General features: G+C 51.1%; 22 protein-coding genes. 14 read left to right on the plus strand and 8 right to left on the minus strand.

The genetic code is table 11. The annotated features are described in order from the left end of the window. Nucleotides 1-32: 32 nt before the first annotated feature. A complete protein-coding gene (locus FDW96_RS07820; protein WP_038640774.1) occupies nucleotides 33-956 on the minus strand; it encodes a LysR substrate-binding domain-containing protein in 924 nt (307 codons plus the stop codon). 231 nt (nucleotides 957-1,187) lie between these two features. Here FDW96_RS07820 and FDW96_RS07825 point away from each other — a divergent pair, with 231 nt between their 5' ends. The 5 genes from FDW96_RS07825 to rimL all read left to right on the plus strand — a co-directional run bounded on the left by FDW96_RS07825 (nucleotide 1,188) and on the right by rimL (nucleotide 6,441). After that, a complete protein-coding gene (locus FDW96_RS07825; RefSeq protein WP_137365477.1) occupies nucleotides 1,188-2,090 on the plus strand; it encodes a manganese-dependent inorganic pyrophosphatase in 903 nt (300 codons plus the stop codon). Nucleotides 2,091-2,211: 121 nt separating this feature from the next. After that, nucleotides 2,212-3,555, plus strand: a complete 1,344-nt coding sequence (locus tag FDW96_RS07830; protein WP_042308247.1) for a VOC family protein — start codon at nucleotides 2,212-2,214, stop codon at nucleotides 3,553-3,555. 193 nt (nucleotides 3,556-3,748) lie between these two features. Further along, a complete protein-coding gene (locus tag FDW96_RS07835; protein WP_079224079.1) occupies nucleotides 3,749-5,404 on the plus strand; it encodes a glucan biosynthesis protein D in 1,656 nt (551 codons plus the stop codon). 166 nt (nucleotides 5,405-5,570) lie between these two features. Next, nucleotides 5,571-5,795: a YdcH family protein gene (locus FDW96_RS07840; RefSeq protein WP_006684453.1), complete on the plus strand. Its 225-nt coding sequence runs from the start codon at nucleotides 5,571-5,573 to the stop codon at nucleotides 5,793-5,795. Nucleotides 5,796-5,895: 100 nt separating this feature from the next. After that, on the plus strand, nucleotides 5,896-6,441 hold the full coding sequence (gene rimL / locus FDW96_RS07845) for a 50S ribosomal protein L7/L12-serine acetyltransferase (protein ID WP_137365478.1): 546 nt from the start codon (nucleotides 5,896-5,898) through the stop codon (nucleotides 6,439-6,441). On the opposite strand, the gene ydcK is transcribed toward rimL, so the two are convergent. Beyond that, the gene (gene ydcK, locus FDW96_RS07850) at nucleotides 6,433-7,413 is read right to left on the minus strand and encodes a YdcK family protein (RefSeq protein ID WP_137365479.1); all 981 of its coding nucleotides are present in this window, start codon (nucleotides 7,411-7,413) and stop codon (nucleotides 6,433-6,435) included. The two genes, rimL and ydcK, sit on opposite strands and share 9 nt — an antisense overlap. Nucleotides 7,414-7,526: 113 nt before the next feature. On the opposite strand from ydcK, the gene tehA reads away from it, so the two are divergent. The 3 genes from tehA (at nucleotide 7,527) to FDW96_RS07865 (ending at nucleotide 9,954) form a co-directional block, all read left to right on the plus strand. Then, nucleotides 7,527-8,528: a dicarboxylate transporter/tellurite-resistance protein TehA gene (tehA, locus tag FDW96_RS07855; protein ID WP_137365480.1), complete on the plus strand. Its 1,002-nt coding sequence runs from the start codon at nucleotides 7,527-7,529 to the stop codon at nucleotides 8,526-8,528. Next, nucleotides 8,528-9,124 carry a tellurite resistance methyltransferase TehB gene (gene tehB, locus FDW96_RS07860; protein WP_137365683.1) on the plus strand — a complete coding sequence of 199 codons (597 nt, stop codon included), beginning with the start codon at nucleotides 8,528-8,530 and terminating at the stop codon, nucleotides 9,122-9,124. Before tehA ends, tehB begins: the two co-directional genes overlap by 1 nt. A 155-nt stretch (nucleotides 9,125-9,279) precedes the next feature. Next, on the plus strand, nucleotides 9,280-9,954 hold the full coding sequence (locus FDW96_RS07865; protein WP_038640757.1) for a DUF3313 domain-containing protein: 675 nt from the start codon (nucleotides 9,280-9,282) through the stop codon (nucleotides 9,952-9,954). Between the two features lie 37 nt (nucleotides 9,955-9,991). On the opposite strand, the gene FDW96_RS07870 is transcribed toward FDW96_RS07865, so the two are convergent. Further along, nucleotides 9,992-10,900 (minus strand): DMT family transporter, encoded by a 909-nt coding sequence (locus FDW96_RS07870; protein ID WP_137365481.1) that lies wholly within the window; start codon nucleotides 10,898-10,900, stop codon nucleotides 9,992-9,994. A gap of 191 nt (nucleotides 10,901-11,091) precedes the next feature. On the opposite strand from FDW96_RS07870, the gene FDW96_RS07875 reads away from it, so the two are divergent. Then, nucleotides 11,092-11,961: an AraC family transcriptional regulator gene (locus tag FDW96_RS07875; RefSeq protein ID WP_137365684.1), complete on the plus strand. Its 870-nt coding sequence runs from the start codon at nucleotides 11,092-11,094 to the stop codon at nucleotides 11,959-11,961. On the opposite strand, the gene FDW96_RS07880 is transcribed toward FDW96_RS07875, so the two are convergent. Further along, nucleotides 11,944-13,110 (minus strand): benzoate/H(+) symporter BenE family transporter, encoded by a 1,167-nt coding sequence (locus tag FDW96_RS07880; protein WP_042308262.1) that lies wholly within the window; start codon nucleotides 13,108-13,110, stop codon nucleotides 11,944-11,946. The genes FDW96_RS07875 and FDW96_RS07880 overlap by 18 nt on opposite strands. A 105-nt stretch (nucleotides 13,111-13,215) precedes the next feature. Here FDW96_RS07880 and FDW96_RS07885 point away from each other — a divergent pair, with 105 nt between their 5' ends. Together FDW96_RS07885 and FDW96_RS07890 are read left to right on the plus strand one after the other, a co-directional pair. Next, nucleotides 13,216-13,752, plus strand: a complete 537-nt coding sequence (locus FDW96_RS07885) for a helix-turn-helix domain-containing protein (protein WP_061381295.1) — start codon at nucleotides 13,216-13,218, stop codon at nucleotides 13,750-13,752. 79 nt (nucleotides 13,753-13,831) lie between these two features. Further along, a complete protein-coding gene (locus FDW96_RS07890; RefSeq protein WP_137365482.1) occupies nucleotides 13,832-15,793 on the plus strand; it encodes a U32 family peptidase in 1,962 nt (653 codons plus the stop codon). On the opposite strand, the gene FDW96_RS07895 is transcribed toward FDW96_RS07890, so the two are convergent. The 4 genes from FDW96_RS07895 to FDW96_RS07910 all read right to left on the minus strand — a co-directional run bounded on the left by FDW96_RS07895 (nucleotide 15,790) and on the right by FDW96_RS07910 (nucleotide 18,748). Continuing rightward, entirely contained in the window at nucleotides 15,790-16,020 is a 231-nt protein-coding gene (locus FDW96_RS07895; protein ID WP_042308265.1) for a DUF2554 family protein, read from the minus strand. The two genes, FDW96_RS07890 and FDW96_RS07895, sit on opposite strands and share 4 nt — an antisense overlap. Nucleotides 16,021-16,209: 189 nt before the next feature. Beyond that, entirely contained in the window at nucleotides 16,210-16,335 is a 126-nt protein-coding gene (locus tag FDW96_RS07900; protein ID WP_064507023.1) for a DUF2474 domain-containing protein, read from the minus strand. Beyond that, complete coding sequence (cydB, locus tag FDW96_RS07905) at nucleotides 16,335-17,345, minus strand: cytochrome d ubiquinol oxidase subunit II (protein ID WP_079224094.1); 1,011 nt, start codon at nucleotides 17,343-17,345, stop codon at nucleotides 16,335-16,337. Before cydB ends, FDW96_RS07900 begins: the two co-directional genes overlap by 1 nt. Then, complete coding sequence (locus tag FDW96_RS07910) at nucleotides 17,345-18,748, minus strand: cytochrome ubiquinol oxidase subunit I (RefSeq protein ID WP_137365483.1); 1,404 nt, start codon at nucleotides 18,746-18,748, stop codon at nucleotides 17,345-17,347. Before FDW96_RS07910 ends, cydB begins: the two co-directional genes overlap by 1 nt. Before the next feature lie 213 nt (nucleotides 18,749-18,961). Here FDW96_RS07910 and FDW96_RS07915 point away from each other — a divergent pair, with 213 nt between their 5' ends. From FDW96_RS07915 to ydcS, 3 genes are all read left to right on the plus strand, one after another. Continuing rightward, entirely contained in the window at nucleotides 18,962-19,969 is a 1,008-nt protein-coding gene (locus tag FDW96_RS07915) for a Stealth CR1 domain-containing protein (protein WP_137365484.1), read from the plus strand. Between the two features lie 144 nt (nucleotides 19,970-20,113). Next, on the plus strand, nucleotides 20,114-21,523 hold the full coding sequence (locus FDW96_RS07925; RefSeq protein ID WP_137365485.1) for a PLP-dependent aminotransferase family protein: 1,410 nt from the start codon (nucleotides 20,114-20,116) through the stop codon (nucleotides 21,521-21,523). A gap of 329 nt (nucleotides 21,524-21,852) precedes the next feature. Beyond that, nucleotides 21,853-22,998, plus strand: coding sequence for a putative ABC transporter substrate-binding protein YdcS (ydcS, locus tag FDW96_RS07930; protein ID WP_137365486.1), 1,146 nt, complete (start codon nucleotides 21,853-21,855; stop codon nucleotides 22,996-22,998). Nucleotides 22,999-23,000: the final 2 nt, after the last annotated feature.

A 23,000-nucleotide genomic window follows, 5' to 3' on the forward strand; every position in this document is an offset into this window, starting at 1 on the left:
TAAGGGACCAGATGGTCCCTTAATTTTTGGTATCAAAACGGTATGGTTTTGCGTATCGCGCCAATGAGGATTTGTGCGGCAGAGGAAAGCTGCACGTCTACACGGGTAAGAATGCCAATAGGTTCACCCGCCCCGTGGGTGGGAATCGGCAATGATACCAACGTCGCCTGACGTAAATCTTCCCGGACCGCGCCTGACGGCACAAACCATACATAGTCGTAGTCAACCGTCAACTGGCGGGAAAGCGATGCTGACAGCGTTTCGATGCAGCCCGGCGGCATTTTGCAACCCTGGCTTTGCAGCAGCGTCTCCGCGTGCTGACGAGGAGCCGTTCCTTTTGGTGACACCACAACAGGCCATTCCATCACCCGACTCAGCGTGATGGTTTCCTGCAACAACGGGTGGTTAGGTCGCACAACCAGTTTGAGCGACTCAAGGAACAACAGCTCGTAATTCAGACCGACCATTAATTCCGGATCGGCCATCCGACCGATACCGAGATCGATCTCTCCCGATTTTAAACCGGCCAGAATCATGGGATTACTCATGGTGGCAACTTGCAGCGTCGTTTCCATTTGCTGCTTATGGAACGGACCGATTACCGCCGGAAGAATACCCAACGCAGCGGTGGGTAAAGCCCCAATCCGTACGACGTCAGTCTGCGACTCTTCGCGCTGGTTTAACGCCTGTCCGGCAGTATTGAGCGCGTCCAGTACTCTCACCGCGTGGGTAAGAAACTGCTCGCCGGGCAATGTTAACTGCGCGCCAAGGCGACCGCGTTCAAAGAGCCGGGTACCGGTCAACTGCTCCAGTTCATTTAGTGTTTTGGAGAGGGCCGGTTGGCTCAGATTAAGGGTTTCAGCCGCGCGCCCCAGCGTTCCCTGTTGTGCAACGGCGACAAAAGTATGCAGGTGGCGCAAGCGAATGCGCTGATTGAACAGAACATTTTTTTCCATAAGCGATGTTAAAAACAGAGCCGTATCGGTGACAAGTGAAGTTGTTCGTTTTTGATAACTTGATAGCAAAATATTATTAACATTTATCATATTTTACTTACAACTCATTTATTTTGCTTATGTTTTGTACAGTCAGGCTGGGTGGTGGGATCATGGAAGGGAATGTATCCGGTCGTTATACTTTGAATATTGTTTGCTTTTGCACCCTTTATCTTCACAAGGCACTGATTAATGATACATGTAGTAGGACACCTTAATCCCGATAGCGATGCCATTTGCACTGCCGCAATGACGGCGCGTTGGCTTACCTTACGCGGTCAGCAGGCAACGGCATGGCGTCTGGGGGAAGCTAACCGCGAAACGCAGTTTATCTTTGCGCAAGCGGGGCTGGCGCTTCCTGAACGGCTGACGTTTGAGTTGACCGATCGTGACGTCTGGTTGGTTGATTTCACCGAACCTGCCCAGGGACCGCAATCGCTGGCAGACTGTAACGTCGTGGGGATTATCGATCACCACCGACTCGGGGGATTAGTCACCCGTCTGCCGCCAGAAGTGAGGGTGAAGCCTGTCGGCAGTAGCGCAACGCTGTTATGGCAACTGATGTCGGAAGATGAGCGTAGCCAGTTATCTCCTGCGGAGGCCGTTTTGCTGCTGGGTGCCGTGTTGAGTGACACTGTCACGCTTCGTTCACCCACGACCACCGCCGACGATCGCCTGGCGGTCGATGCGCTGACTCAAAAGGCTGGTGTAGACCTTGATGCCTTCAGCCGTGACCTGCTGTCTGCCAAAACGAGCGTGGAAGGGATGAGCGCCCGCGAACTCCTGCAGAAAGACATTAAAACCTTCACTATCCATGGGCATCAGGTCTGTGTGGCGCAACTTGAACTGTATGCACTGCAACAGGTTGATACAGTGCTGGATGAATTACGCCAGGAAATGGCGCGCTATGCGCAGGAAAAAAATGCCGCGCTGGTTGTGCTCATGCTCACCGATATTAATCTGGGCGACACCAGTCTGTGGTTTGCCGGTTCTGAGCTTTCAGACATCCCGCAGCCCTGCAAAGTGGAAGGTATGCTCAGCCGTAAAAAACAGATGCTCCCCTGGCTGGAAAGTCATTTAAAACCACGCCAGTAGGTTCTGTTCGCCGTCTGTATAGGGTGGGAAATTTACGCGGGGTCACACTTTGTAAATTCTTCCCACCGGACTTTGCAGCGTTCTCTACACTCCAGGTAATATTCACTGGAGGCATGACATTATGGCGAACACCATCACGGCAGATGAGATTCGGGAACAATTTTCGCAGGCAATGTCAGCAATGTACCAGCAGGAAGTCCCGCAGTATGGCACGTTGCTGGAACTTGTCGCTGATGTGAATCTGGCGGTACTGGAAAATAATCCGACGCTGCATGAAAAACTGGCTAATGCGGATGAGCTGGCCCGGCTAAACGTTGAGCGCCACGGAGCCATCCGGGTGGGTACTGCGCAGGAACTTTCTACGCTGCGCCGGATGTTTGCCATTATGGGCATGTATCCGGTGAGTTACTATGACCTCTCTCAGGCCGGCGTCCCTGTACATTCCACTGCTTTTCGGCCCATCGACGATGCATCGCTTTCGCGCAACCCGTTTCGGGTATTCACATCGTTATTACGGCTCGAATTAATCGAGAACGTAGCGCTGCGGCAAAAGGCTTCGGAGATCCTCGCGAAACGCGACATTTTCACTCGTCGTTGTCATGAACTACTGGATGAGTTTGATGCGCAGGGCAGTTTTACGCCTGAGCAGGCGCAGGAGTTTGTCCATGAAGCACTGGAAACTTTCCGCTGGCATCAGCACGCCACGGTAGATGAAGCGACCTATCACGCATTACACAACGAACACCGGTTGATTGCAGATGTGGTGTGTTTCCCTGGTTGTCACATCAACCATCTGACGCCGCGCACGCTGGATATTGACCGGGTACAGTCCATGATGCCGGAATGCGGCATAGAGCCGAAAATATTGATTGAAGGGCCGCCGCGCCGCGAGGTGCCGATTTTATTACGTCAGACCAGTTTCAAAGCGCTGGAAGAACCGGTGCTGTTTGCCGGTGAAATGCGCGGTACTCACACGGCGCGTTTTGGTGAGATTGAACAGCGCGGCGTAGCGCTCACGCCGAAAGGCAGAGCCTTGTATGACGAACTGCTGAATAAAGCGGGAACGGGAAAAGATAATCTGACGCATCAGTTACATCTTCAGGAGGTTTTCAAGGCGTTCCCGGACAGTGAGTTTCTGCTGCGCCAGCAGGGACTTGCCTGGTTTCGTTATCGACTGACGCCATCAGGCGAAGCGCATCGCCAGGCTATTCGCCCGGATGACGATCCGCAACCGCTTATTGAGCGGGGCTGGCTGGTCGCGCAACCTATCACCTACGAAGATTTCTTACCGGTGAGCGCTGCGGGGATTTTCCAGTCAAATCTGGGTAATGAAACTCAGGCTCGCAGCCACGGGAATTCCAGCCGCGACGCGTTTGAACAGGCACTGGGTTGCACGGTATATGACGAGTTTATGCTGTATCAGGAGGCGGAGGAGAGAAGTAAACGGCGGTGTGGTTTACTTTAACGGAATTTACACGGGATTCGGTCTGTTCCCATCGACATAAAATATTTTCGATTTTGTACAGATAATCGGCGACCAACAATTGGATTATTAATGAATTTTGTCTAGAGTGAGCGGTCAGAAATGTGCACTCTCTTGCCGCAGATTTTGACCGGCGCGGGACCATTTACACGACCAGAAGGACTCACTTTCAGGCATGAATCGCAGACGATTTATTAAAGGTTCAATGGCAATGGCCGCCGTGTGCGGAACCAGTGGTATTGCATCACTCTTTTCCCGCGCCGCCTTTGCGGCAGAGTCAGACATTGCAGACGGAAAAACCGTACGTTTTGATTTTTCCGTTCTGCAATCGATGGCCCACGACTTAGCACAGAAACCCTGGGGCGGCGCGCCGCGTGCGTTACCCGACACGCTGGCGAAATTGACGCCGCAGGCCTACAACAGCATTCAATATGACGCAGAGCAGTCTCTGTGGAACAATGTTGAAAATCGTCAGCTTGATGCGCAGTTCTTCCATGTGGGAATGGGATTCCGCCGCCGGGTTCGCATGTTCTCGGTCGATGACAGTACGCATATGGCGCGTGAAATCCACTTCCGTCCGGAGTTGTTTAAATACAACGACGCGGGTGTGGATACCAAACAACTGGAAGGGCAAACTGACCTCGGGTTCGCGGGTTTCCGCGTGTTTAAAGCGCCAGAACTGGCCCGTCGTGATGTGGTTTCTTTCCTCGGCGCCAGCTACTTCCGCGCAGTGGATGACACCTACCAGTACGGTTTATCGGCGCGTGGTCTGGCGGTAGATACCTATACCGACAGCAAAGAAGAGTTTCCTGATTTCACCGCTTTCTGGTTCGAAACGGTCAAACCGGGAGCGACCTCCTTTACCGTGTATGCGCTACTTGATAGCCCAAGCGTAACAGGCGCCTTTAAGTTCACGATCCACTGCGAGAAAACGCAGGTGATCATGGATGTACAAAACCATATCTACGCGCGTAAAGACATTAAACAGCTCGGCATTGCGCCGATGACCAGCATGTTCAGCTGTGGTAACAATGAACGCCGGATGTGCGACACCATTCACCCGCAAATTCATGACTCCGATCGTCTGGCGATGTGGCGGGGCAACGGCGAGTGGATCTGCCGTCCGCTGAATAACCCGCAAAAACTGCAGTTCAATGCCTATACCGATAACAACCCGAAAGGGTTTGGTTTACTGCAGCTCGATCGCGACTTCTCTCATTACCAGGACATCATGGGCTGGTATAACAAGCGTCCGAGCCTGTGGGTCGAGCCGCGTAACCAGTGGGGCAAGGGGACCATCGGCCTGATGGAGATCCCGACGACGGGCGAAACGCTGGATAACGTTGTCTGCTTCTGGCAGCCGGAGAAGTCGATTAAAGCCGGCGATGAGCTGGAATTTAAATATCGTCTGTACTGGAGCGCGCAGCCGCCGGTACGTTCGCCGTTAGCTCGCGTGATGGCGACCCGTACCGGCATGGGCGGCTTCCCGGAAGGATGGGCGCCGGGCGAGCACTACCCGGAGAAATGGGCGCGCCGTTTTGCCGTGGACTTCGTCGGTGGCGATCTGAAAGCCGCTGCGCCGAAAGGCATTGAACCGGTGATTACGCTCTCCAGCGGTGAAGCGAAACAGATTGAGATCCTCTACGTGGAGCCTATCGACGGCTACCGTATCCAGTTTGACTGGTATCCGACGTCTGACTCAACCGACCCGGTAGATATGCGTATGTTCCTGCGTTGCCAGGGCGACGCCATCAGCGAAACCTGGCTGTATCAGTACTTCCCGCCAGCGCCGGATAAACGTCAGTACGTTGACGACCGTGAGATGCGTTAATCACGACCGCAATGGCTCTCCAGGTGGAGAGCCATATCTGCAATCTTTCTGAAAATAGTCTGTACGCTATTTACTCGATCCTGTTCGCATTTTTCTGTATGGCAAATGGGTACTCTGGGGCTGTGTATTTCTTATACATGTTCTTGTCCACTAACAGGGAGAAAGTATGTTTCCAGAATACAGAGACCTTATTTCCCGACTGAAAACCGAGAACCCTCGCTTTCTGTCCTTATTCGAAAAACACAACAGCCTTGATCATGAGATCTCCAGACTGGAAGGTTCGGATGGTCGGGGGTATAGTTTGGACATTGTTCGCCTTAAGAAACAGAAACTCCACCTGAAGGAAGATCTGCTCAAAATTTTGCAAAAAGAGAGTGTCGGTGAGAGCTAAGTAAAACAGCGCTTGCTGTGTAAAAGGGCTTCCAAAAGGGAAGCCCTTCCTGTTTTATTGTGAGCAGAATTAGCTGCTTAACGAGCGTAACGGAAAGAAAATGCCAGAAGTGATAACCATTAGTGACACGCTGGAACTGCGTGCCGTAGAAGAACAACACGTCACCCCTCTGCATCAATTGGTGCTCAAGAATAAAACCTGGCTCCAGCAGTCGCTGAACTGGCCGCAGTTTGTAGAATCCGAGGACGACACGCGCAAAAACGTGCAGGGAAATATGATGTTGCACCAGCGCGGCTACGCCAAAATGTTCCTGATTTTTGCACAACAGAATGTGGTGGGTGTCATCGCGTTTAACCAGATAGAGCCACAGAACAAAGCGGCCTATATTGGTTACTGGCTGGATGAAGCTCAGCAGGGTAAGGGCATTATGTCCCAGGCGCTGCAGGCATTGATTCATCATTATGCGCAGCGCCAGGAAATTCGCCGTTTTGTGATTAAATGCCGCGTAGAGAACGTTGAGAGCAACCAGGTGGCATTGCGCAATGGCTTCCAACTGGAAGGATGTTTACGACAGGCTGAGTTCCTCAATGGCGAATACTACGATATGAATCTCTATGCCCGCATCATTGATGGTCCTTCAGAGTAAGCCTGCGATAGGGGTACGCGTAATGCGTTGTTCGCCGTTGATCACTTTCGGCCCGCGCAGATGAATAGCATCGCCATCAAACGCTTCAATGTGCGCCTGGCCGGTTATCTCAATGTGATTCTCGATCAACACTGCTCCAATAACGCAGGCGTGACCTTCAACCAGAATGTGATCGTCAAGCTGGATTGGTCCGCCGCTTAATGTAGCATGTCCCCCGACCAACACATGGTGCTTCAGCACGCAGTTACCCTCGACTACCGCGTGTTCCGCCACCTGTGAGCTGTAGCGCAGGGTAGGAATCGCATCTTCATCGGTTCCGGCGATGACGCGCGCATGTCCGTAGACTTTGGCGCAATCGCAAATCCAGACATTATTCTCTTCATTACCTTCCACCAGGGCGAAATCAAAAACTTCCGCCCGATGCTCAATAAAGGCATAGTTGATTTTCGCATCGCCATAGATCTGCGCCTGGTGCACTACTCGTGAGTTGCTAATGGTCGCCCGATCGTAAATCTGCAGCAACTGGTCGTTTTCAAGAGTGAGTCCCCTGGCGGCAATGATTTCGGATCCACCTACAACGCGTGCATTACCGCGCAGAAGGCACTCGCCGCGAATAACAGAATTCTGAATCGTGACGTTGTCACGTATTTGTGCGTAATGGCTGATTTCTGCCCGGTCAATCCACACGGCATCGCCTATTTGCGCGCCATCTCTGACTACGCTTGCCTGAGTAACCCGGGCGTTTCCGGTTATCGATGCGCCGGAAAATGCGAGCGCATTCTCATCGTAAATCCAGCAATCACCGCTTTGCGACAAGACGCTTTCATCATCAATCCAGCCGCCAGGCGTACCGGCGGTAACATCATTAAAATCAATGAGAGCAATGATTTGGCGTAGTAATACGCTTTTTTTATTGCCATTATCCTGGTAACTAAAGGAGCGAAGCTCATCGTTGAGTCGATATTTGGTCATTGCTCATTTCCATGTTGCGCACCTTAGTTAAACGTAGCAAAGTTTTCCGCACTGGCTAAACCGGTTGAAATTCCATAAAATGTATTTCAAATATACTTTAAAAAATAAACAAAATGAGTAAGAGCAAACAGAGTGAACGGGTCCTAAATCTTCCGGCCGGTTATTTTGGCATGGTACTGGGTACCATCGGGATGGGATTCGCCTGGCGTTATGCCAGCCAGATATGGCCGGTGAGTCACTGGATTGGCGATGGGTTAGTGATCCTGGCGATGGTCATTTGGGGGCTGCTGACGCTGGCTTTTATGTATCGCTTGCTGCATTTCCCGCACAGCGTACTGGCTGAAATTCGTCACCCGGTGATGAGTAGCTTTGTCAGTCTGTTTCCGGCCACAACCATGCTGGTAGCAATTGGTTTTGTTCCCTGGTATCGACCGCTGGCGATCGGGTTATTCAGCATTGGCGTGGTGATACAACTGGCGTATGCGGCCTGGCAAACGGCAGGATTATGGCGTGGAGCGCATCCAGAGGAAGCCACCACGCCAGGTCTGTATCTGCCGACCGTCGCCAATAACTTTATCAGCGCAATGGCCTGTGGCGCGCTTGGTTTCAATGATGCCGGATTGGTGTTTTTGGGGGCCGGGGTTTTTTCCTGGCTCAGCCTGGAACCGGTGATCCTGCAACGTTTACGTAGCTGCGGGGAGCTGCCATCGGTCTTACGGACTTCGCTTGGCATTCAACTGGCGCCCGCGCTGGTCGCCTGTAGCGCCTGGCTTAGCGTCAACGGCGGTGAGGGCGATACGTTAGCCAAAATGCTGTTCGGCTATGGTCTGTTGCAACTTCTGTTTATGCTACGTCTCATGCCATGGTATCTGTCTCAACCATTTAATGCCTCGTTCTGGAGCTTCTCGTTTGGCGTGTCGGCCCTGGCGACGACGGGCCTGCATCTCGGACACGGCAGCGAATCAGGATTTTTTCATACGCTGTCTATCCCACTGTTTATTTTTACCAATTTTATCATTGCATTATTACTGATACGTACGCTTGCTTTGCTGATGCAGGGAAAGCTGCTTATCCGCACAGAACGTGCTGCATTACTGAAATCTGAGGATAAATGATGACTCATTGCGACGAAAACTACTTTACTGAGAAATACGATTTAACCCGTACGCATTCCGATGTTGTTGAAGCGGCAAAAGTGGTCGCGCCAGGTAAAACATTAGATCTGGGCTGCGGTAATGGTCGTAACAGTCTGTACCTTGCGGCAAACGGCTATGACGTTACCGCATGGGATAAAAACCCCATGAGCATAGCGAACCTTGAGCGTATTAAAGCGGCGGAAGGACTGACCAACCTGCATACGCAGGTCGCAGATCTTAACGCCTTACGCTTTGATGGCGAATATGATTTTATTCTTTCTACCGTTGTGCTGATGTTCCTTGAGGCTAAAACTATCCCAGGACTGATAGAGAATATGCAGCGCTGCACGAAGCCAGGCGGATATAATTTAATCGTTGCGGCAATGGACACTGATGATTTCCCGTGCACTGTTGGTTTTCCGTTTGCCTTTAAAGCGGGTGAATTACGCAACTATTACAGCGGGTGGGATCTGCTGAAATACAACGAAGACGTGGGTGAACTTCATCGTACGGATGAAAATGGTAATCGCATTAAACTGCGCTTTGCCACTATGCTTGCACGCAAAACTGCCTGAACCTCCTGTCTGGGTTAACTCTCTCTGCGTTCAGCATTTTTTATGTTGAGCGCAAAGATAAAATTGTGCGGTCCTTACCATTTTTAGTGCATCCAAAATGAATCTGTTTTGCTATTCTTTTTAGGCATCATTGCGAAAACTAAAGGGATCGTTTCATGCGTACTCATACTTTATTTAAAGTTGCAGTGCTTACTGGCTTGTTGGCATTATCCGGCTGTGCGTCAAAAGTAACCGAACCGGATAAATATTCTGGGTTTTTAAAAAATTACTCTGATCTGAAGGAAACAAAATCGGCAACCGGACAAACGGTACTCCGTTGGGTTGACCCGAACTACAACGAATCCAAATATGACAACATTGTATATAACCCGGTAACGTATTATCCGGTTCCTAAACCTACTACGCAGGTAGGGCAGAAGGTTCTTGATCAACTACTGACCTACACCAATACACAGTTGAAATCCGCAATCAGTAAACGTAAACCCCTGGTGACTACCCCTGGGCCACGTAGCCTGATTTTCCGCGGGGCAATTACCGGTGTAGCGACCAGTAAAGAAGGGCTGCAGTTCTACGAAGTGATCCCGGTTGCGCTGCTGGTTGCGGGAACGCAAATGGCAACGGGTCACCGTACCATGGATACCAACCTCTACTTCGAGGGTGAGTTGATTGATGCGGCGACCAATAAACCGGTTGTTAAGGTTGTACGTAAGGGTGAAGGTAAAGATCTGAACAACGAAAGCACGCCGATGGCGTTCGAAACGTTGAAGAAAGTTGTTGATGACATGGCGACTGATGCTTCCATGTTTGACGTGAACAAAAAAACACAATAATAATGATGAACGCACCATCTAAGGATGGTGCGTTTTTTTATGCCGCCCGGCGACGATATACGAGTTTACCCATCAGCGCTTCTGGTCGGGCAAACATCACCAGATTCCCCAGCAAAATCAATACTAATCCCACAATCGCATTTACCTGCCAGATATACCCTTCATACAATGTTGACAGCGTCAGTGCGACCAGAGGAAAAAGCAGCGTACTGTATGCGGCCTTACTGGGACCAATACGACCGACCAGTGTGAAATAGGCGCCAAAGGCAATCACCGAACCAAAAATAGCCAGGTACAGCAGTGCGCTAAGATAGCTGAAAGTCCACTGCGGAGTGAAGTCATCGCCACGCACCAGCGCAATAGCGGCGATCAGCAACGTGCCGTACAACATGGCCCAGCTATTGGTGGTCAATACTTCCAGCCCTTTTTTCTGGTGGCGCAGACTTATCATGTTGCCCAATGAAAAACCAAAGGTTCCCAGAGCGCTTAAGCCGATGCCCAGCAGAAGTGAATGGTTGAACCCACTGTTGAGCAAGTCCTGCCAGAACAGGGTGACAATGCCGGTCAGACCGAGACCGGCGGCAATATAAAAGCGCATCGGCGGTTTTTGGCCGAAAAAGAGAAAGCTATTGATCGCATTGAACAGGACGGCCATCGAGAAAATCACCGATTCAAGGCCCGTGTTAATCCACGCCGCAGCCGTATAAAAACACCAAAAGTTAAAGCAAAAAACGCATCCGCCTTGTAACAGACAAAACAGATGGTCACGACCAGATAGTTTGCGTAATTTACCGCTAACCAACAGGATTATTATCATTACCGAGCTGGCAACGGCAAAGCGCCAAAAGATAGATACCGGCGCTGAAACCGGCCCTTGCTGCAGATAAATGGCAATCCATGTCGTTCCCCAAATCACTACCACCAGGCAGTACAATAGTGCGTTCATACAACTCTCTCTTTTTGGTCTTCAGGCGCACACTGTGTCACGTTGGGTAGCAGGGGGCTTTCATCCGATTGCGGTGGACTTGCAAAATCTTGCGCTTTTTTTCGCGCAAATGTGAAAAGGAAGCTGTTAACAATATGTAGCTGATATAGACTGAAAGCCTGCTAACTTATTTTGAATGTGATGGTATGTCTCTGTCTCAGCCCTACGCTGCCTTTGAAAACTTACGCAAACACAATGCCGTGCTGCACGAGTCGGTTGCGTTACATTCAGGGATCCAACTGGCGGCCTGGTCAAATAAGCGTGATACCATTACCCAGTATTGCGATCACCATACCCTTAGCTTATACATCGCCGATGGTTACGAGAGTTACCACAAGACGGCCGGCGGCTGGAAGAATGGTGGTGGGCCGGACCGTTTTTGCCTGATGCCGAAAGAGAGCGAATCCAGTTGGGATATCCGCGACGATCTTTCCTTTGTGCATCTCTATTGTACGGACGGCCATTTGCGCGAAGTGGGTGAAAAAGTCTGGGACAAAAGCCCTTATAGCTTCATGCTGGATGAGCATACGTTTGGCAGCGATCCGGGGATAACAGCGGTTTATCGTCAGTTTTTACTCGGGAATGACTGGCAACAACCGGCCAACCATCTCACGCTCAGCGCCGCGTCTTCGCTACTGCTCACGCATCTGATCCAGCATTACAGCAACGTCCAATGGCAGTTGCCCGCTGTCACCGGGGGACTTGCGCCTGCCACATTGCGCAATGTGCTGGCCTACATAGAAGCGCATCTGGCGTACCCCATCACCCTGAGCGATTTGGCAAGCGAGGCGGCGCTGAGTGAATTCCACTTTGCCAGAATGTTTCGCCAGTCAATGAATATGGCGCCGCATCAGTACGTTATGCAACGACGTATGGTATTAGCCCAGCATCTGGTCTGTCATTCCTCCCGCAGTTTGTCGGATATTGCGATGGCTTGCGGGTTCAGTTCGGCGAGCCATTTCAGCAACCGGTTTAAGCAGGTGACGGGTAAAACGCCAACGCAGTTACGTGCGGCGAAATAAAGTAAACACCGCGTAACACATACCTCCGGCGATCAGCCCCCAAAATGCAGACCCAACTCCCCATAGCGTCAGGCCACTGGCAGTGACCAGAAAAGTAATGATAGCCGCATCACGCTCGGCTTCATGATGCAATGCCTGGTACAAGCTGCCGCTAATCGTGCCAAGCAACGCCAAACCCGCCAGCATTTGGATCCAGCTTACGGGCAAGGCTGCCATCAGCCCGGTGACCGAACCGCCAAACACCCCAGCCAGAAGATAGAAGACACCCGCCGCCGCCGCGGCTAGCCAACGTCGTTTGGCATCAGGATGCGCTTCGGGACTTTGGCAAATTGCCGCGGTTATAGCGGCAATGCAAATGGAATAGACACCAAAAGGGGAAAACAGCAGCGCCAGCAGACCGGTAAAGACAATCAACGGTGAAACGGGTAACGCATAACCTGACGCCTTCATGGTGGCGATACCGGGAGCATTTTGCGAGGCCATGGTGACCAGAAACAGCGGCAGTGCGATGCTAATGCTGTGGGCAAATGAAAAATGCGGGGCAATAAACTCGGGTAACACTGGAGATAAACTTATCTCATTAGTGACAATGTCACCTTTTATCAGCGCGATGATTATACCTACCAGCATCGCGGCGATCGTCGCATACCGTGAGGCAATGACTTTAAACGCTAACCATGCCACCAGCATGCTACCGCACAAGATAAGCTCACTGTTAAGGCTATTGAACGCCTGCAGGCCAAAGCGTAGCAGGATCCCGGCCAGCATGGCTGACGCCAGTGAGTGAGGGATTATTTTCATCAGTCGGGCAAAGAGTCCGGTTACGCCGCACAGCACAATTAAGGCGTTAGCCACGATGAAAATACCGATCGCGTCCTGAATCGTTACCCCTTGCAGGCCCGTAACCAGCAGTGCGGCGCCGGGCGTTGACCATGCAGTGAGAACAGGGGCGCGATACCATAATGTCAGCGCCAGCGTACTAACACCCATCGCTATTCCCAGCGCGGTCATCCAACCCGCAATTTGCCCTGTCGTCGCACCTGCGGCCAGCGCCGCTTGCCAGATAATGGCTGCCGAACTGGCATAACCGACCAGCACCGCGACAAAACCTGATAGCACGGTAGGCAGAGGGATTGAAAATGTGCGCATAGCAACTCCGTGTGCGTTATAACGGTCAGTCACTGTAGCACTGTGCGTTATAGCGTACAAGTGCTAAGCTGTAGCCTTGAGAAGGAAGGGCGAAGGAGGAGAAACATGGATAACTTAACTCACTATCTGGCGACGACGCTCAGAACGCTGCGCCACCAGCGGGAATGGAGTCTCTCGCGTCTGGCGGAGGAAACCGGCGTGTCAAAAGCGATGCTGGGGCAGATTGAGCGCAATGAATCCAGCCCTACAGTGGCGACATTGTGGAAAATCGCCACCGGGTTGAATGTCCCATTTTCGACGTTTATTTCGCCACCCGAGTCAGACAGCCCCCCGGCTTTCGATCCCCAACACCAGGCGATGGTCGTCACGCCGCTGTTCCCGTGGGATCCTCAGTTGTGTTTCGATCACTTTTCGATACTGCTGGCACCCGGCGCGCTCAGTGAATCCACGCCACACGAAAGCGGGGTTATAGAGCATGTAGTGGTGATTAGTGGTCTACTGGATATGTGCATTGATGGTCTATGGCGTACCATTAAAGCCGGTGAAGGTGTCCGTTTTGCCGGCGATACGGCCCATAGCTACCGTAACAGCGGTGAACAAACGGTTCACTTTCATTCGCTGATCCATTACCCGCGCAGTTGATCGGGAAAACTATTCCGAAATGCCGCGCTTGTGACTACAATAGCCGCCATTTTTACCGCTTGTGGATGGTAACAACTGTATGCGCCAGCAGCCTCATCACCTTGAATTGTTAAGCCCGGCCCGGGATACCGCCATTGCGCGCGAAGCCATTTTACACGGTGCAGACGCCGTTTACATTGGCGGACCGGGATTTGGCGCGCGTCATAACGCCAGCAACAGCCTGAAAGATATCGCTGACCTGGTGCCTTTTGCCCATCGCTTCGGGGCGAAAATCTTTGTGACGCTGAATACGATTTTGCACGATGATGAACTGGAGCCCGCACAGCGATTAATTACCGATCTGTACCAGACCGGTGTTGATGCTCTGATTGTGCAGGATATGGGGATTCTGGAGCTGGATATTCCCCCCATTGAGCTGCATGCCAGCACGCAGTGTGATATTCGCAGCGTCGAGAAGGCGAAGTTTCTGTCTGATGTCGGATTCACCCAGATTGTCCTGGCGCGGGAACTGAGCCTTGAGCAGATTAACGCCATCCACCAGGCCACGGACGCGACCATTGAATTTTTCATTCACGGTGCGTTGTGCGTTGCCTATTCAGGTCAGTGTTATATTTCACATGCGCAAACCGGGCGTAGCGCTAACCGCGGCGACTGTTCCCAGGCTTGCCGTTTGCCGTATACCCTGAAAGACGATCAGGGGCGCGTGGTGTCCTATGAAAAACACCTGCTATCGATGAAAGATAACGATCAGACCGCCAACCTCGGCGCGTTGATTGATGCAGGCGTGCGTTCCTTCAAAATTGAAGGGCGCTATAAGGACATGAGCTATGTGAAGAATATTACCGCGCATTATCGTCAGATGCTCGACGCCATCATTGAAGAGCGCGGCGACCTGGCCCGTTCATCAGCCGGACGCACCGAACATTTCTTTACCCCCTCCACGGAAAAAACCTTCCATCGCGGTAGCACCGATTATTTTGTCAATGCGCGTAAGGGCGATATCGGCGCGTTTGACTCGCCAAAATTCATTGGTCTGCCGGTTGGTGAAGTCCTGAAGGTCGCGAAAGATCATCTGGATGTTGAGGTCACCGAGCCGCTGGCGAACGGCGATGGTCTGAACGTGTTAATCAAGCGTGAGGTGGTTGGTTTCCGTGCCAATACCGTTGAAAAAACGGGGCACAATCGATATCGGGTGTGGCCGAATGAAATGCCAACCGATTTGCACAAAGTGCGTCCGCATCATCCGCTGAACCGTAATCTCGATCATAACTGGCAGCAGGCGTTAACCAAAACCTCCAGCGAACGTCGTATCGCGGTTGATATTGAGCTGGGTGGCTGGCAGGAGCAGTTGATCCTGACACTCACCAGTGAAGAGGGGGTGAGCGTTACTCATACGCTGGACGGTCACTTTGACGAAGCGAACAATGCAGAAAAAGCGTTGAGCAATCTGCAGGATGGTCTGGCCAAACTTGGACAAACGCTTTATTACGCCCGCGATATTCAGGTTAATCTGCCGGGGGCGCTGTTTGTGCCAAACGGTCAACTCAATCAACTGCGACGTGAAGCTGTCGATATGCTGGATGCGGCGCGTTTGCAAAACTATCAGCGCGGCAGTCGCAAACCGGTTTCACAGCCTGCGCCGGTGTATCCACAAACGCATCTGAGCTTCCTGGCAAACGTCTACAACCATAAAGCGCGTGAGTTTTATCACCGTTATGGTGTTCAGTTGATTGATGCGGCCTATGAAGCGCACGAAGAAAAGGGCGATGTGCCGGTGATGATCACCAAACATTGCCTGCGTTTTGCGTTTAACCTGTGCCCGAAACAGGCGAAAGGAAACATCAAGAGCTGGAAAGCCACACCGATGCAACTGGTAAACGGCGATGAAGTTCTGACGCTGAAATTTGATTGCCGACCGTGCGAAATGCATGTAATCGGCAAGATGAAACATCACATTCTGAAGATGCCATTGCCGGGCAGCATCGTCGCTTCCGTCAGTCCTGAAGATCTGATGAAAACATTGCCGAAGCGCAAACCTTAACCCTGGTGAGTATCGGGTTTGCGTGATTTTTGCCAGTAATGATGTTCGCGAAGATCGGCGGCGGATTCTTCCGCCGTCACGCGCAGCTCATCGCTGTCGGCGGTGTGCCGTAATACGTGATCGGCATTCTGCACCTGAAGATATTCATGCCCTTGATTGGTTGCGAGAAGTTGACCTGAAAAAAGCGCGCTGGCCAGCAATAACACCGTTAATCCTTTCTTAAACATCTTGCACCCTCTGGTACGTTAGCAACGGAAGTGGCGATAATTTCGCCTTGTGACTATTCAATATTTTAATCGGTGAAATGGCAATCTCTGTTTTGCCAGTGAGATGTTTTTTGCATTTTTGTTTGGTTAACGTTGGGATTTGTTACAACCGGGAAGCATCGCGCTGCCCGGTTGTTTTCAGGGAGAGTCTCAGGACTTAAAGCCAGCAGCCGTCATCAGTAAACGAAAGAACATACCGACGGCGGCCAGGGCCAGCACGCTGCCACCCCAGAGGATCACTAGCCACATCAGGCGTTTCCAGATTGATTGTTGCATCAATGATACCCCTCACCATGTTGAACTTTGCCGCGGAAAACGTAGTAGCTCCAGGAGGTATATACCAGGATTATCGGGATAATCAGTAGGGCGCCAACCAACATAAAGCCTTGGCTTTGCGCTGGCGCTGCTGCCTGCCAGAGCGTAATGGACGGCGGAATAATATGCGGCCATATGCTGATCCCCAGACCGCTGAACCCAAGGAAGATCAATCCCAGCGTCAAAACAAACGGTAGTGCATGGCTGTGTTGTTGGTCCAGTGAGCGCCACAGCCACATACTGATCAACAGCACCAGCAGCGGAACCGGCATCAGGAACCACAGGTTGGGCAGGCTAAACCAGCGCTCGGCAATCGCACTGTGCGCCAGCGGCGTCCACAGGCTGATAATGGCGATAACAACCAGCATCGCCAGCAGCAGTTTTTTGGCCACGCGGCGCATTTTATCCTGCAACGGATTTTCGCTTTTCATCACCAGCCATGTTGCTCCCAACAGGGCGTAGGCCACGACCAGCCCAACACCACAGAACAGCGTGAACGGGGTCAGCCAGTCTAAAGGACCGCCGCTGTAGCTGCGTCCGGTTACAGAGAATCCGTTAAGCACGGCACCTACCACGATGCCCTGAGTGAATGTCGCCAGAATTGAGCCGCCGAGAAAAGCTTTATCCCAGAATGGTCGATGTGCTGGCGTGGCATTGAAGCGAAACTCAAAAGCGACGCCGCGAAAAATCAGGCCGAGCAGCATCAGGGTTAGCGGGATCGTCAGCGCATCGACAATCACTGCATAGGCCAGGGGGAAGGCGCCGAATAATCCGGCCCCGCCCAGTACCAGCCACGTTTCGTTGCCGTCCCATACGGGGGCGACGCTATTCACCATCACATCACGGTCATCAGCATCCTGAATTGCAGGGAACAAAATGCCGATACCGAGATCGAAACCATCCATCACGATGTACATCAACGTGGCGAACACGATAATGACAAACCAGATAACTGATAAATCGATACCCATTAGCGGTGAGCCTCCGGTTGAGAATCAAGAACTGCAGCAGAAAGCGGTCGTGCAGGCGTGCCGGATGGCGGCGTTGACGGATCATCTTCCTGTGGCCCTTTACGGATCAGGCGGATCATGTAGCTGTAACCGACGCCAAATACGGAGCTGTACACCACAAAGAATGACAACAAGCTGATACTCATATGTAAATCGCCATGTGCGGATACTGCATCTGCGGTACGTTGCAGACCGTAGACCACCCACGGTTGACGGCCAACTTCAGTGGTTACCCAGCCAGCCAGTATGGCAATCAGACCGGAGGGACCCATCCATAATGCAAAACGCAGGAAAGGACGTGAGGTGTATAACCTCTGCTTGTAACGTAGCCGCAGGGCGATCGTGCCCAGCAGGATCATCAGCATGCCTAGCCCTGCCATAATGCGAAACGACCAGAACACCATGGTTGAGTTGGGTCGATCTTCTTTAGGAAACTCTTTTAGGGCCGGGACTTGTTTATCCAGGCTGTGGGTCAGGATCAGACTGCCCAGCGCCGGGATCTCCAGTCCATAGCGGGTACGCTCCTGTTCCATATCCGGCCAACCGAACAGCAATAGCGGAGTAGGTTCACCGGGCGGATTTTCCCAATGTCCTTCAATCGCCGCAATTTTTGCCGGCTGGTGTTTCAGCGTATTCAAACCGTGCATATCACCAATCAATGCCTGTAACGGGGCGACGATTAATGTCATCCACAGCGCCATCGAAAACATAGCGCGAATAGCTGGCGTATTGTTTCCGCGCAGCAAATGCCACGCCGCAGAAGCCGCCACAAATAACGCGCTGCTGAGGAAGGCGGCTACAGACATATGCAGCAAACGATAAGGGAATGAGGGATTGAAGATAACGGCGAACCAGTCGACGGGAACAACCTGCCCATTAACGATTTCATAGCCTTGCGGCGTCTGCATCCAGCTGTTGGAGGCGAGGATCCAGAAGGTAGAAATAATGGTACCCAGTGCAACCATACAGGTCGCGAAGAAGTGCAGGCCAGGGCCCACGCGATTCCAGCCGAACAGCATTACTCCAAGGAAACCCGCTTCGAGGAAAAAGGCGGTTAACACTTCATAGGTCAGTAGCGGTCCGGTGATGCTCCCGGCGAACTCGGAAAAACCGCTCCAGTTGGTGCCGAATTGATAGGCCATCACCAGCCCGGAAACCACGCCCATACCAAAGTTTACGGCGAATATTTTGGACCAGAAATGATATAGCGAGCGCCAGGTGGGATTTTTCGTTTTTAACCATAGTCCTTCGAGCACTGCCAGATAACTGGCGAGCCCGATGGTAATGGCCGGAAAGATAATGTGGAAGGATACCGTAAACGCGAACTGGATCCTCGCCAGGTGAAACGCGTCAAGACCGAACATGCTTAACTCCGCAGGCAAAATTGATTTGGCGCAATTCTAAGCCTGGGAAGCAATAGAGGGCAGAAACAGAACAGTTCTTTTTAACCATAACAGTTGCACTATTGCTATGGTTTTCACAAAAGCAGGGACCTTCAATGTTGATGCCTTGATTAGTTCAAAAAGTGAATTAGCACTTTGTTATATTCGCCGCAAATAATTCATTGGAACAATAAAATGAGCGGAATCGACTTTGTCGTTTTGTGGGTTGACTCAAGTGATTTAGCCTGGCAGGCTAGTTTTTCCCAACATAAAGCCGCGTGTTACCACGATGAGGGTGCTATACATCCGGCACGGTTCAGGGATATGGGTATCTTTAATTATTGGTTCAGATGTGTTGAAAAATATGCACCATGGGTCAGGAAGATACATTTAGTTACATGCGGACAAATTCCTGCATGGCTTAATGTTCATCATAAGAAATTAAATATCGTTTTTCATGAGCAGTTCATCGAAAGTAAGTATCTGCCGACCTTCAACTCAAATGCGATAGAACTTAATATTCACAAAATTAATGATTTGAGTGATAAGTTTGTGTTGTTTAATGATGATATGTTCATCACGGCACCGCTGAGTGAAGACTTCTACTTTGATCACGATAAACCTAATGACTTTCTGATTTTAAAGAGAAATCCGCCAACCAATAAAGATGACCTTATCATGAGTTCATCAGATTTTCTCAATATCAGCATCTTAAATAGCCACTTTAGTAAACATGTTACAATGCGAGAGAATAAGAGTAAATATTACAACATGTGTTACAAAAGACGACTATTGAAAAATTTTTCTAACAGAAAAGAGAAGTTTTTTGAAGGCTTTTACAGCCGACATATTCCACAGCCATTTTTGAAAAGCACATTTAATGAGATATGGCAGGTAGAAGAAAAACTGCTGAGAGAAACGATCAGCAAGAAATTCAGAGAGCCTTTGTGCTTAACGCAATATTTATTCCGTTACTGGCAACTGGCTAAAGGAACGTTTAACCCACAAAACCCCCTAAAGAGAGGGAAGTATTTTAATTTGTCTTCTAAAAGTATCAATGATGCTATTAAAACGCTAACCGATGGAACCGCTCAGGTCTGCTTTAATGATACAGAAATACTTAATGATTTTGATGCTGTGACCAATAAGTTGCGAACAGCCTTTGAGAAAAAGCTCAGTGAGAAATCAGAGTTTGAGCTTTAAAGTGATCGCTGCGCACCTTTCATAAAAAATCTAACCGTTATGAAATCTAATCAAATTTTGGTCATAACAGTTATAAAAAATGTCTTGATTATGTAAACTGATATACACAGTGGTAGTCACCAACACCGGTAATCAGGACGAAACATGAAAAAGTACCAGCGGCTGGCAGAGCAAATTCGCGAGCAAATCGCGTCTGGCGTATGGCAACCCGGCGATCGTCTGCCTTCTTTGCGTGAGCAGGTGGCCAGCAGCGGGATGAGTTTTATGACCGTTGGCCATGCCTATCAGTTGCTGGAAAGCCAGGGCCGGATTATTGCCCGGCCACAGTCGGGTTACTATGTTGCCGCACGTCCCGAACGCGAGCTGGCAGCGCCGCCAGCGCAGGTGATGCGCGACGAAGCGGTGGATATCAACACCTACATTTTTGATATGCTACAGGCCAGTCGGGATGCGTCGGTGATGCCATTTGCCTCTGCGTTCCCTGACCCGCGTCTGTTCCCCCTCCAGCAGTTAAACCGCTCGCTGGCGCAGGTGAGTAAAACAGCCACGGCTATGAGCGTGATCGAAAACTTGCCGCCGGGGAATCAAGAGCTGCGCCATGCCATCGCCCGCCGCTATGCCCAACAGGGGATGACCATTTCACCTGACGAAATTGTGATCACCACCGGTGCGCTAGAAGCCCTCAACCTGAGCCTGCAGGCGGTCACCGAGCCGGGTGACTGGGTAATTGTCGAAAACCCCTGTTTTTATGGCGCATTGCAGGCACTGGAGCGATTACGTCTGAAGGCGCTGTCTGTTGCCACTGATGTTAAAGAAGGGATCGATCTTACCGCGCTCGAGCAGGCATTGCAGGAGTATCCGGTAAAAGCGTGTTGGTTGATGACCAACAGCCAAAATCCGCTGGGATTTACGCTCAGCGCAGAGAAAAAAGCGCATCTGGTCGCATTACTGGAGAAATATCATGTGATGCTGATTGAAGATGATGTTTATAGCGAACTGTACTTTGGTCGAGAAAAACCGCTCCCCGCCAAAGCCTGGGATCGCAGCGATAGCGTTCTGCATTGTTCATCATTCTCAAAATGCCTGGTGCCCGGATTTCGTATTGGCTGGGTGGCGGCAGGGAAACATGCCCGGCGCATTCAGCGACTCCAGCTAATGAGCACCTTATCCACCAGTTCCCCCATGCAGCTTGCTCTCGTGGACTATTTGTCAACCCGACGCTATGACGCGCATCTGCGCCGTTTACGCCGTCAACTTGCAGAACGCAAACAGCAGGCCTGGCAAACGCTACTGCGCCATCTTCCGGCGGAGGTCAAAATTCACCACAACGACAGCGGCTATTTTCTGTGGCTCGAACTGCCGGAACCGCTGGATGCGGGAGAGCTCAGTACGCAAGCGTTGGCGCACCACATCAGCATTGCGCCGGGGAAAATGTTCTCAACCTCGGGAAGCTGGACACGTTTCTTTCGCTTTAATACCGCATGGCACTGGGGAGAACGCGAGGAACTGGCGGTGAAACAGCTTGGAAAATTAATTCGCGAAATGATGAAATAAAATCTAACGCGCTATTCAATATAAAAGAATAGTGCGTTCTTATTTTCGAAATAGAGAATACCGAACCCTGATGTTATTTATATCGGGTGCTACCATACAAAAAATCAATAGTTCTTACTATTGCCACCTCTACGCCTAACTCCTTGTCTATACTCCAGAAGATTAAAACACCCGGTCAGAATCAGTAGCGTAATGAGCGTTAGCTCACAACCTGATTAAATTTCCTTGCGCCAGCAGGAACGCTTAGCACACCCCGACTATTTTTAGGAAAGGACATATATTTACGGCAAGGCTGCCGCTCAATATTTTTTCGACAGGAGTAAGATGTTATGAGCAAGCAATTTGCCCTCAGTAGCCTGTGTGCGCTCAGTATGACGCTGATGACTGCACAGGCAGCCGAACCCCCTACATCATTAGATAAACCGGAAGGCCGCCTGGATATTATTGCCTGGCCGGGTTATATCGAGCGCGGACAAACCGATAAACAATATGACTGGGTCTCGCAGTTTGAGAAAGATACCGGCTGCGCGGTCAATGTTAAAACGGCGGCCACATCTGATGAGATGGTCAGCCTGATGGCAAAAGGCGGCTACGACCTGGTGACCGCGTCCGGTGACGCTTCACTGCGTCTGATTATGGGTAAACGCGTGCAGCCGATTAACACTGCGCTGATCCCAAACTGGAAAAGTATCGATCCACGCGTGGTGAAAGGCGAGTGGTTTAACGTTGGCGGAAAAGTATATGGCACCCCGTATCAGTGGGGACCAAACTTGCTGATGTATAACACCAAAACTTTCCCAACACCGCCAGATAGCTGGAACGTGGTGTTTGTTGAGCAAAAACTTGAGGATGGAAAAAGCAATAAAGGACGCGTGCAGGCCTACGATGGTCCGATCTATATCGCCGATGCCGCGTTATTCGTTAAAGCCACCCAGCCGCAATTAGGCATCACCGATCCCTACCAACTCACCGAACAGCAGTATCAGGCGGTTATCAAAGTCCTGAGCGATCAGCATGCGCTAATCCATCGCTATTGGCACGATACCACTGTGCAAATGAGTGACTTCAAAAACGAAGGCGTGGTGGCATCCAGCGCCTGGCCTTATCAGGCTAACGCCCTGAAAGCAGAAGGTCAGCCTATTGCCACGGTATTCCCAAAAGAAGGGGTTACCGGTTGGGCTGACACCACCATGCTGCATAGTGCAGCGAAACACCCGGTGTGCGCTTACAAATGGATGAACTGGTCATTAACCCCGAAAGTACAGGGCGACGTAGCCGCCTGGTTTGGTTCTCTGCCAGTGGTGCCTGAAGGATGTAAAGCCAGCCCGCTGTTGGGTGAAAAGGGCTGTGAAACCAACGGCTATAGCTACTTTGACAAAATCGCCTTTTGGAAAACGCCAATGGCGGAAGGTGGCAAATTCGTTCCTTACAGTCGCTGGACGCAGGATTACATCGCCATTATGGGCGGTCGTTAATT

The sequence above is a fragment of the Citrobacter sp. TBCS-15 genome, from assembly GCF_005280815.1.
Lineage (GTDB): Bacteria > Pseudomonadota > Gammaproteobacteria > Enterobacterales > Enterobacteriaceae > Citrobacter > Citrobacter werkmanii.

Excerpts from the sequence above, each read along its gene's own strand:
- ydcK (WP_137365479.1), bottom strand. The coding sequence starts at position 7,413 with ATGACCAAATATCGACTCAACGATGAGCTTCGCTCCTTTAGTTACCAG.
- FDW96_RS07830 (WP_042308247.1), top strand. The coding sequence starts at position 2,212 with ATGGCGAACACCATCACGGCAGATGAGATTCGGGAACAATTTTCGCAG.
- FDW96_RS07885 (WP_061381295.1), top strand. The coding sequence starts at position 13,216 with ATGGATAACTTAACTCACTATCTGGCGACGACGCTCAGAACGCTGCGC.
- FDW96_RS07910 (WP_137365483.1), bottom strand. The coding sequence starts at position 18,748 with ATGTTCGGTCTTGACGCGTTTCACCTGGCGAGGATCCAGTTCGCGTTT.
- FDW96_RS07825 (WP_137365477.1), top strand. The coding sequence starts at position 1,188 with ATGATACATGTAGTAGGACACCTTAATCCCGATAGCGATGCCATTTGC.
- FDW96_RS07890 (WP_137365482.1), top strand. The coding sequence starts at position 13,832 with ATGCGCCAGCAGCCTCATCACCTTGAATTGTTAAGCCCGGCCCGGGAT.
- FDW96_RS07925 (WP_137365485.1), top strand. The coding sequence starts at position 20,114 with ATGAAAAAGTACCAGCGGCTGGCAGAGCAAATTCGCGAGCAAATCGCG.
- tehA (WP_137365480.1), top strand. The coding sequence starts at position 7,527 with ATGAGTAAGAGCAAACAGAGTGAACGGGTCCTAAATCTTCCGGCCGGT.
- tehB (WP_137365683.1), top strand. The coding sequence starts at position 8,528 with ATGACTCATTGCGACGAAAACTACTTTACTGAGAAATACGATTTAACC.
- FDW96_RS07895 (WP_042308265.1), bottom strand. The coding sequence starts at position 16,020 with ATGTTTAAGAAAGGATTAACGGTGTTATTGCTGGCCAGCGCGCTTTTT.
- FDW96_RS07915 (WP_137365484.1), top strand. The coding sequence starts at position 18,962 with ATGAGCGGAATCGACTTTGTCGTTTTGTGGGTTGACTCAAGTGATTTA.
- FDW96_RS07900 (WP_064507023.1), bottom strand. The coding sequence starts at position 16,335 with ATGCAACAATCAATCTGGAAACGCCTGATGTGGCTAGTGATCCTCTGG.
- FDW96_RS07870 (WP_137365481.1), bottom strand. The coding sequence starts at position 10,900 with ATGAACGCACTATTGTACTGCCTGGTGGTAGTGATTTGGGGAACGACA.
- FDW96_RS07865 (WP_038640757.1), top strand. The coding sequence starts at position 9,280 with ATGCGTACTCATACTTTATTTAAAGTTGCAGTGCTTACTGGCTTGTTG.
- rimL (WP_137365478.1), top strand. The coding sequence starts at position 5,896 with ATGCCAGAAGTGATAACCATTAGTGACACGCTGGAACTGCGTGCCGTA.
- FDW96_RS07840 (WP_006684453.1), top strand. The coding sequence starts at position 5,571 with ATGTTTCCAGAATACAGAGACCTTATTTCCCGACTGAAAACCGAGAAC.
- FDW96_RS07880 (WP_042308262.1), bottom strand. The coding sequence starts at position 13,110 with ATGCGCACATTTTCAATCCCTCTGCCTACCGTGCTATCAGGTTTTGTC.
- cydB (WP_079224094.1), bottom strand. The coding sequence starts at position 17,345 with ATGGGTATCGATTTATCAGTTATCTGGTTTGTCATTATCGTGTTCGCC.
- FDW96_RS07820 (WP_038640774.1), bottom strand. The coding sequence starts at position 956 with ATGGAAAAAAATGTTCTGTTCAATCAGCGCATTCGCTTGCGCCACCTG.
- ydcS (WP_137365486.1), top strand. The coding sequence starts at position 21,853 with ATGAGCAAGCAATTTGCCCTCAGTAGCCTGTGTGCGCTCAGTATGACG.
- FDW96_RS07835 (WP_079224079.1), top strand. The coding sequence starts at position 3,749 with ATGAATCGCAGACGATTTATTAAAGGTTCAATGGCAATGGCCGCCGTG.